Genomic DNA, 11,306 nt, shown 5'->3' with positions numbered 1-11,306 from the left:
GCGTTTTATTGTGGGAAGACTTATTGGACTTTCGCTCAAGTAGAGTTTTTACTCAATTTCCTCACTGGATTGGGATTGAAATTCCAATTAATTTCTCTGAGTAGAGTGTCTTGATATTGGCTTCATCAATAGAGTTCTTATTAATTTTACGTTTCAAGAAAAATTCTTGAATGGTTTCGATTTCAGGCTCACGAATAGCACGGTGTTTGTTTGAGATGAGGATTTCATAGTGAAGCGGCGCTTGGGTAAAAATAACATCTGTATTCCCTGCAGAATAAACCTCAACAAGGGTTGCATCGGTACTTTCTAGCTGATTTTTTACAAGTTGCGAGTGTGAGTTTGTCGTATTGATAAGCTTCATAATATTTCCTCCGATTTTCTAATTCTATTATAGCACTTTTTGAATAAAGTCGCTTGATTTATACTCAATGAAANNCTAGCCGCAGGTTGCTCAAAACACAGTTTTGAGGTTGTAGATAAGACTGACGAAGTCAGTGACCATATCTACGGTCAGGCGACGCTGACGTGGTTTGAAGAGATTTTCGAAGAGTATTAGTCAATCTTATGCTGTTTTTTCCAAGATTGGATGGCCCATTTATGGCTACCACGTTTAAGATTTTGGATAGCCTCGTCAATAGGGAACCAGGCAATATGATTAAAGTCTTCTAGTGGATTTTGCACTTCTTTGAAAGAAGTCGCTTCATAGAGGTGGGCAGGATTGTAGTAGTAGGTATCACGATGACGAGAGTAGAAGTATTCATCAGCCTGTCCATAATAGGTACCAATTTCAGCTGTGAAACCAAGCTCTTCAATCAATTCACGCTTTAGGGCTTCCTGATGATTTTCACCTGCTTCAATTTCGCCACCTGGTAGGAACCAAGCGCCATTAGGTGCTTGAATAAGAACAATTTGTTTTTGTTTAGCGTCAGGGATAACTGCATACACTCCATAGCGTGCAACATAGTCTGTATTTGCTTTTTTTTCTCCGAAAGTTGGGTTTGCCATTGCATTTTCCTCATTATCTAGTATCTTTATTATTATCATAATGGACAAAGGCAGAGCTGTCAAGAACTTATAGTTATTTTAGTAAAAAGAGCAGAAAATTTTCATTTTCTACTCCTTTTCTATAGGATTTATACTTCTTTTTCATAAGTTTTTACTTCAACTTTTTTGGCAGACTTAATTTGAATGTTTCCCTTGCTAGTCAGAACTGCTTTGAGGTCTTTTTCGCTTGGATTTTCAAGGTAGTAGTCAGTGATTGTGTCCTCAATATAGTCTTGAATAGTCCGACGAAGTGGGCGTGCTCCCATTTTTGGATCATAACCTAGGTCAACCAGCTTTTCCTTGACCTTGTCAGTTACATCCAAATGAATGTTGTTGCTAGAGAGGCGCTTGTTAACATCTGCTAGCATGAGCTCGACAATCTGAAGGAGATTATCCTTGCTGAGAGCCTTAAATTCGATAATGCCATCAAAACGGTTCATAAACTCTGGGCTAAAGAAGTTGCCGAGTTCACCGAGAACAGAGTTGGTACGTCCTTCTCTAGTAGCCCCAAATCCAACGTTGGCTTCAGACTTACCTGTACCTGCATTTGAGGTCATGATAATGATGGCATCCTTGAAGCTAACGGTCCGTCCTTGCCCATCTGTCAAACGACCATCGTCCAAGACTTGTAGAAACATGTGCATAACATCTGGGTGAGCTTTTTCCACTTCATCGAGAAGGATGAGAGAATATGGATTGCGGCGAACTTTTTCAGTTAATTGACCAGCCTCATCATAGCCAACATAACCTGGAGGAGCGCCGACCAACTTAGCCACACTGTGTTTTTCCATGTATTCACTCATATCAAAGCGAATCATACTATCAGCAGAACCAAAGAGTTCGATAGCTAATTGTTTGGAAAGTTCTGTCTTACCGACCCCAGTTGGTCCGACAAAGAGGAAGCTTCCAATTGGACGGTTAGGCGTACCAAGACCGACACGATTACGGCGAATAGCCTTAGCAATCTTATCGACTGCATCATCTTGGCCAATAATATGAGACTTGAGATCTTCGGCTAGATGGATGAGTTGAGATTGTTCTTTCTCTTTTAAATCACCAACAGGGATGTTGGTTTTCTGTTCAATAATATGCTCAATGGTTTTTTCACTGATGATTGGAGTATCCTGGTCTGTGACCTTTTTCTTTTGCATTTCCTTATATTTGGCAATCTGGTCACGGAAGTAGGCGGCTTTTTCAAAATCTTCTTCTCGTGTAGCTTGAGACTTGAGATTTTCAGCCTCAATCAAGCGCTGATCAATGACTTTAGGGTCTACAAAATTCAAGGTCAAATTCATCTTAGAACCAGCTTCATCTAGGAGGTCAATGGCCTTGTCAGGTAAGAAGCGATCTTGGATGTAACGATTGGAAAGAGTTGCAGCTGCTTCAATTGCAGCATCGGTATATTGAACGTGGTGGTATTCTTCGTATTTCTTTTGAATCCCTTTGAGGATAGTGATTGTTTCTTCCACCGTTGGTTCATCAACCTTGACAGGCTGCATACGACGCTCGAGGGCAGCATCCTTTTCAATGATACGGTATTCATTGAGGGTAGTAGCGCCGACCAGTTGCAGTTCCCCACGAGCAAGGGCTGGCTTGAGGATATTTCCTGCGTCCATATTACCATCACTCGCAGAACCAGCACCGACAATTTCATGGATTTCATCGATAAAGAGGATGATGTCCTCACGTTTGCGAATTTCTTCCATGAGTTTTTGCATGCGTTCTTCAAATTGTCCACGGATCCCCGTTCCTTGCACCAAGCTAACCACATCCAGACGGATGACTTGTTTGCCTTGGAGTTTATGTGGAACATCACCATCAACAATTTTCTGAGCTAGGCCTTCGACAACGGCAGTTTTTCCGACACCCGGTTCACCGATAAGAACAGGATTATTCTTGGTTCTACGATTGAGAATCTCGATGACACGGATAATCTCATCGTCGCGCCCAATAACGGGGTCAATGTCTCCACGACGGGCAATCTCAGTTACGTTGATACCAAATTCTTCCAGCAGGCCTTTTTCTTGGCTTGCTGGTGGAGTTTGAGCAGAACCACGATTTTGGGAACCATAACCGCCGTTTCCACCGTAACCTCCACCTGATTGGGTTGGGGGAATAGGAGGAGTATTGCTAGAAGGTCTGAAATTGTTTAGGTCATTGAAAAAATCACCAAAGGGATCGAAGTCACGATTGTTCAGATCCGTCATACCTTTGAAGAGGCTATTGTTAGGATCTGTTTTGATAATCTTGTAGCAGTTTTGACAGAGGTCAATTTGTTTTTGTTTTCCATTGAGATTGGTGTAAAGATGAATTGTTGAGTCGTTGATTTTACAGTTTTGACAAAGCATACATCTACCTCATTTCTTTCTTTATCCTGATCTGTTTAAAGGTCAAAAATAGTCAAATTCCTATACTCTCATTATAACAGGATTGGGGTGTAAAGCAAGTAAAAAGATTGCAGCTTTGAAAAGTTGTTGCAATGAAAATTTTTGTGAATTTGGACTATAAAAAAATCCTATTTGTGAGACAAAAAGGATTTTGGTTAGACATGCAGGGACAATCCCAGCTTGTTTTAGATTAGTAGAGAAGTTCGTAAATCTCCATTGCAATTAAGTCAATGCTATCAAACGTATACGTTTCGCGAGCTTCTACGTCACGAAGGGTAAAGATTGAGCCGTTTTCTTCGTCGTGGCTGTACGCAACTTCTGCAACAACAACTCCTTCGCGTTCAAAATTACGTTTTAAATTTCCGCCATCGTTTGCCATTGCTTCAAGGCGGTTGATGATTCTAACCAAATGTGATTCCATTTTGATTCTCCTTCATTTCTTATCGTTACTATTTTACCATAAAGGAGGCCAACTTGACTAGAAAAAAACTAAGATTTCTCGCTAATTCTGCTAGTTTAAAGATTTTTAAATAAATTGGATAAAAGATTTGAATTTTAATTCAATATACGTTATAATCATACAGTATTCTATTTTAGAAAGCAGTGTGACTATGAATTTTTCTTTTTTACCTAAGTATTTACCTTATTTTAACTATGGGGCTGTTGTGACGGTTCTTATTTCTATCTGTGTTGTCATTTTGGGAACCATTTTGGGGGTTGTCTTGGCTTTTGGGCAACGTTCAAAGTTTAAACCGCTTGTTTGGCTGGCCAACTTGTACGTTTGGATTTTCCGTGGGACACCTATGATGGTTCAGATTATGATTACCTTTGCTCTTATGCACATCAATGCTCCGACTATTCAGGTTGGGATTTTGGGTGTTGATCTTTCTCGTCTGATTCCAGGGATTTTGATTATTTCTATGAACAGTGGTGCTTATGTTTCTGAGACTGTTCGTGCTGGGATTAATGCGGTTCCTAAGGGGCAGTTAGAGGCGTCCTATTCTTTAGGGATTCGTCCTAAAAATGCGATGCGGTATGTGATTTTGCCACAAGCAATCAAAAATATTTTGCCAGCATTGGGGAACGAATTTATCACCATTATCAAGGACAGCTCCCTCTTATCAGCTATTGGGGTCATGGAGTTGTGGAATGGGGCTACAACAGTTTCTACAACAACCTATCTACCTTTAACACCACTTTTATTTGCAGCATTTTACTACTTGATTATGACCTCTATTCTGACAGTAGCCTTGAAAGCTTTTGAAAAACATATGGGACAAGGAGATAAGAAATAATGACAGAAATCTTGATAAAAATTGAAAATTTACATAAATCTTTTGGAAAGAATGAAGTATTGAAGGGCATCAACCTCGAGATTAAAAGAGGAGAAGTTGTCGTTATCATCGGTCCTTCGGGGAGCGGGAAATCTACCTTGCTTCGCTCTATGAATTTGTTGGAGGAAGCAACCAAGGGGAAGGTTATCTTTGAGGGAGTCGATATTACGGACAAGAAGAATGACCTCTTTGCCATGCGTGAGAAGATGGGCATGGTTTTCCAACAATTTAACCTCTTTCCTAATATGACTGTGATGGAAAATATTACCTTGTCACCTATCAAGACCAAAGGTGAAAGCAAGGCAGTTGCTGAGAAGAGAGCTCAAGAGCTGTTGGAAAAAGTTGGTTTGCCGGATAAGGCAGACGCTTATCCACAGAGTTTGTCAGGTGGGCAGCAGCAACGGATTGCTATCGCGCGTGGGTTGGCTATGGAACCAGATGTTTTACTCTTTGACGAGCCAACTTCAGCCTTGGATCCTGAAATGGTGGGTGAGGTATTGGCTGTTATGCAAGATCTAGCCAAGTCAGGAATGACCATGGTTATCGTAACACATGAGATGGGATTTGCCCGTGAGGTGGCAGATCGTGTCATCTTTATGGCAGACGGTGTGGTTGTTGAAGACGGAATACCTGAACAGATTTTTGAACAAACCCAAGAACAACGGACTAAAGACTTCTTGAGTAAGGTTTTATAATCTATTTTAAAATTTCAAGACAAGATTAGTGAAAAGCTCAACCAGAGATTTTTCTTATAGTTTGAAACTATAGGATAGCCTAGGAAATAAGTGTTAGGGGGTGCAGGCAGTTTTTGCTATAATGGAAGATATTTGAAAGAAAAGAGAAGTGATATGACACAGATCATTGATGGGAAAGCTTTAGCGGTCAAATTGCAGGGGCAATTGGCTGAAAAGACTGCAAAATTAAAGGAAGAAACAGGTCTAGTACCTGGTTTGGTAGTGATTTTGGTTGGGGATAATCCAGCCAGCCAAGTCTACGTTCGCAACAAGGAGAGGTCAGCTCTTGCGGCTGGTTTCCGTAGCGAAGTAGTGCGAGTTCCAGAGACCATTGCTCAAGAGGAATTGTTAGACCTGATTGCTAAATATAATCAGGATCCAGCTTGGCATGGGATTTTGGTCCAGTTGCCATTACCAAAACACATTGATGAAGAGGCGGTTCTATTGTCTATTGATCCAGAAAAGGATGTGGATGGGTTCCATCCCTTAAACATGGGGCGTCTCTGGTCTGGTCATCCAGTCATGATTCCTTCGACACCTGCAGGAATTATGGAAATGTTTCATGAATATGGGATTGAATTAGAAGGTAAAAATGCGGTCGTCATCGGTCGTTCAAACATTGTTGGAAAACCCATGGCCCAGCTTCTTTTAGCCAAAAATGCAACAGTAACCTTGACCCATTCACGCACCCATAATCTTGCCAAGGTGGCTGCTAAAGCAGATATTCTTGTAGTCGCAATCGGTCGTGCTAAGTTTGTGACTGCTGACTTTGTCAAACCAGGTGCGGTTGTCATTGATGTCGGTATGAACCGCGATGAAAATGGGAAGCTCTGTGGAGATGTTGACTATGAGGCAGTTGCCCCACTTGCTAGCCACATCACACCAGTTCCTGGAGGTGTAGGCCCTATGACCATTACCATGCTAATGGAGCAAACTTATCAGGCAGCACTTCGGACATTGGATAGAAAATAAGAGAAAAATCGCTGAAGAGAGTGTATTTTCTATAGCTATATCTGAAATGGCAGAAATGAGTATTAAATTTTAGATATAAGATTACAAAAGGAGGTCTGCGCCTCCTTTTTGTTGTATAATAAAAGCGAGAGGAAAAAACGATGAAAGTGATTGATCAAACTTTACTAGAAAAAGTTATTATTGAACGTTCTCGTACAAGTCATAAAGGAGACCATGGTCGTCTGCTGCTGCTTGGTGGCACTTATCCTTATGGAGGTGCTATCATTATGGCTGCACTAGCTGCTGTTAAGAGTGGTGCAGGATTGGTGACCGTTGGAACGGACAGGGAAAATATTCCAGCTCTGCACAGCCATTTACCTGAGGCTATGGCATTTTCTCTTCAAGACAAGCAATTGTTAAAAGAGCAGTTGGAGAAGGCAGAAGTTGTCTTGCTGGGACCTGGTTTAGGAGACGATGCTTTTGGAGAAGATCTAGTCAAACAGGTCTTTGCTAGCTTAAAACAGAATCAGATTTTGATTGTAGATGGTGGTGCCCTGACCATTCTTGCTAGGACAAGTTTGTCGTTTCCGTCTAACCAGCTTATCCTAACTCCCCACCAAAAAGAATGGGAAAAGCTGTCTGGTATTGCTATTGAAAAGCAAAAGGAAGATGCAACAGCTAGTGCCCTGACTTCATTTCCTCAAGGAACAATTTTGGTGGAGAAAGGTCCGGCTACTCGTATTTGGCAAGCTAGCCAATCTGATTATTACCAGTTACAGGTCGGCGGTCCCTATCAGGCGACTGGGGGGATGGGAGATACTCTTGCTGGAATGATTGCAGGATTTGCAGGCCAATTCCGACAGGCCAGTCTCTACGAATGTGTGACGGTAGCGACCCATCTTCATTCAGCTATTGCCCAAGAACTAGCTCAAGAACAGTATGTGGTTTTGCCAACGGAGATTAGTAATTGTATTTCTAAAGTAATGAAAATTATTTGTCAACAAGAGAGGGTAAGCAAAGATAAACTTGTTTAAAATAGATAGATAAACCCACTTCCTTCTCTTAATTTATGATTCTTGAAATGCGCCTGCTTTAATGCTAAACTAGACGTATCAAAGTTAAGGTCTTGTTTTTGGAACTGGAAAGAGATGAACAAAGCAAATACATAAAAGATAAATTCATTTTTATTCGTTTTATAAAAATAAAATGCATGTTTTCAAAGAAAGATTGATAAAAAATGTAAATTTGATCTTTTTACTTGAATAAAAAGCGATTTCATAGTAGAATAAGAACTGAGAATGATGGAGGTAAATCGGTGGAAAATCTGAAGAAAATGGCAGGTATCAAGGCTGCTGAGTTCGTGAGCGATGGAATGGTCGTTGGACTTGGAACAGGCTCGACTGCCTATTATTTTGTAGAAGAAATCGGTCGTCGTATCAAGGAAGAAGGATTGCAGATTACAGCTGTAACAACTTCTAGTGTGACCACTAAACAGGCAGAAGGCCTTAATATCCCGCTCAAGTCTATTGACCAAGTAGACTTTGTCGATGTGACGGTTGATGGCGCGGATGAAGTGGATAGTCAGTTTAACGGAATCAAAGGCGGTGGTGGTGCCCTTCTCATGGAAAAGGTGGTCGCAACACCATCAAAAGAATACATTTGGGTGGTGGATGAAAGCAAGCTGGTCGAAAAACTAGGTGCTTTTAAATTGCCAGTAGAAGTGGTTCAGTATGGCGCAGAACAGGTCTTTCGTCGTTTTGAGCGAGCTGGCTACAAACCAAGTTTCCGTGAAAAAGACGGCCAACGTTTTGTGACGGATATGCAGAATTTTATCATTGACCTCGCCTTGGATGTCATTGAAAATCCAATTGCTTTTGGACAAGAATTGGACCATGTCGTTGGTGTTGTGGAGCATGGTTTATTCAACCAAATGGTGGATAAGGTAATCGTTGCTGGACGAGATGGAGTTCAGATTTCAACTTCAAAAAAAGGAAAATAGAAGGGGGCATAAGATGTCTAAATTTAATCGTATTCATTTGGTGGTACTGGATTCTGTAGGAATCGGTGCAGCACCAGATGCTAATAACTTTGTCAATGCAGGGGTTCCAGATGGAGCTTCTGACACACTGGGACACATTTCAAAAACAGTTGGTTTGAATGTCCCAAACATGGCTAAAATAGGTCTTGGAAATATTCCTCGTGAAACTCCTCTTAAGACTGTAGCAGCTGAAAGCAATCCAACTGGATATGCAACAAAATTAGAGGAAGTATCTCTTGGTAAGGATACTATGACTGGACACTGGGAAATCATGGGACTCAACATTACTGAGCCTTTCGATACTTTCTGGAACGGATTCCCAGAAGAAATCCTGACAAAAATCGAAGAATTCTCAGGACGCAAGGTTATTCGTGAAGCCAACAAACCTTATTCAGGAACGGCTGTTATCGATGATTTTGGACCACGTCAGATGGAAACTGGAGAGTTGATTATCTATACTTCAGCTGACCCTGTTTTGCAGATTGCTGCCCACGAAGACATTATTCCTTTGGACGAATTGTACCGTATCTGTGAATACGCTCGTTCAATTACACTTGAGCGCCCTGCCCTTCTAGGTCGTATCATTGCTCGCCCTTATGTAGGTGAACCAGGTAACTTCACTCGTACGGCAAACCGTCGTGACTTGGCTGTATCTCCATTTGCCCCAACTGTTTTGGATAAATTGAATGAGGCTGGTATCGATACTTATGCTGTGGGTAAAATCAATGATATCTTTAACGGTGCTGGTATCAACCATGATATGGGTCACAACAAGTCAAACAGTCATGGAATAGATACACTATTGAAGACCATGAGCCTTGCTGAATTTGAAAAAGGATTCTCATTCACAAACTTGGTTGACTTTGATGCCCTTTACGGCCACCGTCGTAATGCTTACGGCTATCGTGATTGCTTGCATGAGTTTGATGAACGCTTACCTGAAATTATCGCAGCCATGCGAGAGAACGACCTTCTCTTGATTACTGCTGACCATGGAAATGACCCAACGTATGCAGGAACGGATCACACTCGGGAATATATTCCATTGTTGGCCTATAGCCCTGCCTTTAAAGGAAATGGTTTGATTCCAGTTGGACATTTTGCAGATATCTCAGCGACTGTTGCAGATAACTTTGGTGTTGAAACAGCTATGATCGGGGAAAGTTTCTTAGATAAATTGGTATAAGATGACGCGCTATGCTCTGCTGGTGAGAGGCATCAATGTTGGTGGCAAGAATAAGGTCGTCATGGCGGAGCTTCGTCAAGAACTGACAGAGTTGGGAATTGAAAAGGTTGAAAGCTACATCAACAGTGGTAATATCTTCTTTATTTCGATAGATTCCAAAGCCCAATTGATTGAAAAGTTAGAGGCTTTCTTTGGAACTCGTTATCCATTTATTCAGAGCTTTTCTTTACTGAGTCTAGAAGACTATGAAGCAGAAGTGGAGAATCTACCAGCTTGGTGGAATGAAGACTTGGCAAGAAAAGACGTTCTCTTTTACACTGAGCTTTTGGATGTGGAGCAAGTCATCGCTAGAGTTGAGAGTTTAGAGCTGAAAATGAGGTCGTTCATTTTGGAAAACTTGGGATTTTCTGGGGAAAATTCTCTGAGAAAACCTACTCTAAGACTGCCTATCACAAGTACTTGCTCAAGGTGCCTTTCTACCGCCATATTACTATTCGTAATGCTAAAACCTTTGACAAAATTGGTCAAATGCTAAAAAAATAATAAAGGAGACACACAATGACATTTTTAAACAAAATCCATGAAACTGCTACTTTCCTGAAAGATAAAGGAATCCAAACGCCTGAGTTCGGTCTAATTCTTGGGTCAGGACTGGGAGAATTAGCAGAAGAAATCGAAAATCCAGTTGTAGTAGACTATGCTGAGATTCCAAACTGGGGCCGCTCTACAGTAGTCGGTCACGCTGGTAAATTAGTATATGGTGAACTGGCAGGTCGCAAGGTCTTGGCTCTTCAAGGTCGTTTCCATTTTTACGAAGGCAATCCTCTGGAAGTCGTGACTTTCCCAGTACGTGTTATGAAAGTTCTTGGATGTGAAGGTGTCATTGTAACCAATGCTGCTGGTGGTATTGGATATGGCCCTGGTACTTTGATGGCTATCTCAGACCATATCAATATGACGGGGCAAAACCCATTGATGGGTGAAAACTTGGATGATTTTGGTCCACGTTTCCCAGATATGTCTAAGGCCTACACACCAAAATACCGTGCTACTGCCCATGAAGTTGCTAAAAAACTTAATATCAAGCTTGATGAAGGTGTCTATATCGGTGTAACTGGTCCAACTTATGAAACACCAGCAGAAATTCGTGCCTATAAGACACTGGGAGCAGATGCAGTTGGTATGTCTACGGTTCCTGAAGTGATCGTGGCAGCCCACTCAGGTTTGAAAGTTCTGGGAATCTCATGTATCACTAACTTTGCGGCCGGTTTCCAAGAAGAACTCAACCACGAAGAAGTTGTGGAAGTAACCGAACGTGTCAAAGGTGACTTTAAAGGCTTGCTTAAAGCGATTCTTGCAGAATTGTAAGAAAAAAGATTTAAAAGGGGGAATGCCTCTTTCCTTTCATGGTTGACTATTCGGAACAAAGAAGAAACATAGGTAGACTATGGGTTTCTTCCTACTCTTGTAACTGAAAGAGTCTGATAGTTAGCATTGTGAAAGACAAGATTCTAGGATACTAGCATTAGCTTCCTAGCCAAGCAGACTAGTATGATAAGAAGAGATAAGAATGAATTTATACTCAATGAAAATCAAAGAGCAAACTAGGAAGTTAGCCGCAGGTTGCTCAAA

General features: G+C 41.3%; 11 protein-coding genes and 1 pseudogene. 8 read left to right on the top strand and 4 right to left on the bottom strand.

Features of this window, described 5'->3' with window-relative positions:
- Positions 1-61 precede the first annotated feature (61 nt).
- The 4 genes from HT708_RS09740 to HT708_RS09725 form a co-directional block, all read right to left on the bottom strand.
- Positions 62-361, bottom strand: a complete 300-nt coding sequence (locus HT708_RS09740) for a DUF1827 family protein (protein WP_000767186.1) — start codon at positions 359-361, stop codon at positions 62-64.
- A gap of 191 nt (positions 362-552) precedes the next feature.
- Entirely contained in the window at positions 553-1,005 is a 453-nt protein-coding gene (locus HT708_RS09735) for an NUDIX hydrolase (RefSeq protein WP_023938214.1), read from the bottom strand.
- 128 nt (positions 1,006-1,133) lie between these two features.
- Positions 1,134-3,392 (bottom strand): ATP-dependent Clp protease ATP-binding subunit, encoded by a 2,259-nt coding sequence (locus tag HT708_RS09730; RefSeq protein WP_172926317.1) that lies wholly within the window; start codon positions 3,390-3,392, stop codon positions 1,134-1,136.
- Between the two features lie 229 nt (positions 3,393-3,621).
- Positions 3,622-3,852 (bottom strand): DUF1797 family protein, encoded by a 231-nt coding sequence (locus HT708_RS09725; RefSeq protein WP_000443574.1) that lies wholly within the window; start codon positions 3,850-3,852, stop codon positions 3,622-3,624.
- Between the two features lie 190 nt (positions 3,853-4,042).
- On the opposite strand from HT708_RS09725, the gene HT708_RS09720 reads away from it, so the two are divergent.
- The 8 genes and pseudogenes from HT708_RS09720 to HT708_RS09685 all read left to right on the top strand — a co-directional run bounded on the left by HT708_RS09720 (position 4,043) and on the right by HT708_RS09685 (position 11,042).
- Positions 4,043-4,726: an amino acid ABC transporter permease gene (locus HT708_RS09720; RefSeq protein ID WP_001011644.1), complete on the top strand. Its 684-nt coding sequence runs from the start codon at positions 4,043-4,045 to the stop codon at positions 4,724-4,726.
- The gene (locus HT708_RS09715; protein ID WP_000136055.1) at positions 4,726-5,460 is read left to right on the top strand and encodes an amino acid ABC transporter ATP-binding protein; all 735 of its coding nucleotides are present in this window, start codon (positions 4,726-4,728) and stop codon (positions 5,458-5,460) included. Before HT708_RS09720 ends, HT708_RS09715 begins: the two co-directional genes overlap by 1 nt.
- Before the next feature lie 153 nt (positions 5,461-5,613).
- Complete coding sequence (locus tag HT708_RS09710; protein ID WP_000192111.1) at positions 5,614-6,471, top strand: bifunctional methylenetetrahydrofolate dehydrogenase/methenyltetrahydrofolate cyclohydrolase; 858 nt, start codon at positions 5,614-5,616, stop codon at positions 6,469-6,471.
- A 140-nt stretch (positions 6,472-6,611) separates the two neighbouring features.
- Complete coding sequence (locus HT708_RS09705; RefSeq protein ID WP_172926316.1) at positions 6,612-7,484, top strand: NAD(P)H-hydrate dehydratase; 873 nt, start codon at positions 6,612-6,614, stop codon at positions 7,482-7,484.
- Positions 7,485-7,765: 281 nt separating this feature from the next.
- Positions 7,766-8,449, top strand: coding sequence for a ribose-5-phosphate isomerase RpiA (rpiA, locus tag HT708_RS09700; RefSeq protein WP_000429303.1), 684 nt, complete (start codon positions 7,766-7,768; stop codon positions 8,447-8,449).
- Between the two features lie 13 nt (positions 8,450-8,462).
- Positions 8,463-9,674: a phosphopentomutase gene (locus HT708_RS09695; protein ID WP_166731250.1), complete on the top strand. Its 1,212-nt coding sequence runs from the start codon at positions 8,463-8,465 to the stop codon at positions 9,672-9,674.
- A gap of 1 nt (position 9,675) precedes the next feature.
- A pseudogene (locus HT708_RS09690) lies at positions 9,676-10,217 on the top strand (DUF1697 domain-containing protein).
- Between the two features lie 15 nt (positions 10,218-10,232).
- The gene (locus tag HT708_RS09685; protein WP_023932811.1) at positions 10,233-11,042 is read left to right on the top strand and encodes a purine-nucleoside phosphorylase; all 810 of its coding nucleotides are present in this window, start codon (positions 10,233-10,235) and stop codon (positions 11,040-11,042) included.
- Positions 11,043-11,306 lie beyond the last annotated feature (264 nt).

Origin of the sequence: Streptococcus sp. 3613 (assembly GCF_013277375.1) — a bacterium.
GTDB lineage: Bacteria > Bacillota > Bacilli > Lactobacillales > Streptococcaceae > Streptococcus > Streptococcus pseudopneumoniae.
The sequence above is the reverse complement of the archived record's forward strand: the minus strand, read 5'-3'. Positions and strand labels throughout refer to the sequence as shown.

What these genes read in the sequence shown, in the direction of transcription:
- HT708_RS09685 (WP_023932811.1), top strand. Translation starts at nt 10,233, where the DNA reads ATGACATTTTTAAACAAAATCCATGAAACTGCTACTTTCCTGAAAGAT.
- HT708_RS09740 (WP_000767186.1), bottom strand. Translation starts at nt 361, where the DNA reads ATGAAGCTTATCAATACGACAAACTCACACTCGCAACTTGTAAAAAAT.
- HT708_RS09715 (WP_000136055.1), top strand. Translation starts at nt 4,726, where the DNA reads ATGACAGAAATCTTGATAAAAATTGAAAATTTACATAAATCTTTTGGA.
- HT708_RS09705 (WP_172926316.1), top strand. Translation starts at nt 6,612, where the DNA reads ATGAAAGTGATTGATCAAACTTTACTAGAAAAAGTTATTATTGAACGT.
- HT708_RS09725 (WP_000443574.1), bottom strand. Translation starts at nt 3,852, where the DNA reads ATGGAATCACATTTGGTTAGAATCATCAACCGCCTTGAAGCAATGGCA.
- HT708_RS09695 (WP_166731250.1), top strand. Translation starts at nt 8,463, where the DNA reads ATGTCTAAATTTAATCGTATTCATTTGGTGGTACTGGATTCTGTAGGA.
- HT708_RS09710 (WP_000192111.1), top strand. Translation starts at nt 5,614, where the DNA reads ATGACACAGATCATTGATGGGAAAGCTTTAGCGGTCAAATTGCAGGGG.
- HT708_RS09720 (WP_001011644.1), top strand. Translation starts at nt 4,043, where the DNA reads ATGAATTTTTCTTTTTTACCTAAGTATTTACCTTATTTTAACTATGGG.
- HT708_RS09735 (WP_023938214.1), bottom strand. Translation starts at nt 1,005, where the DNA reads ATGGCAAACCCAACTTTCGGAGAAAAAAAAGCAAATACAGACTATGTT.
- HT708_RS09730 (WP_172926317.1), bottom strand. Translation starts at nt 3,392, where the DNA reads ATGCTTTGTCAAAACTGTAAAATCAACGACTCAACAATTCATCTTTAC.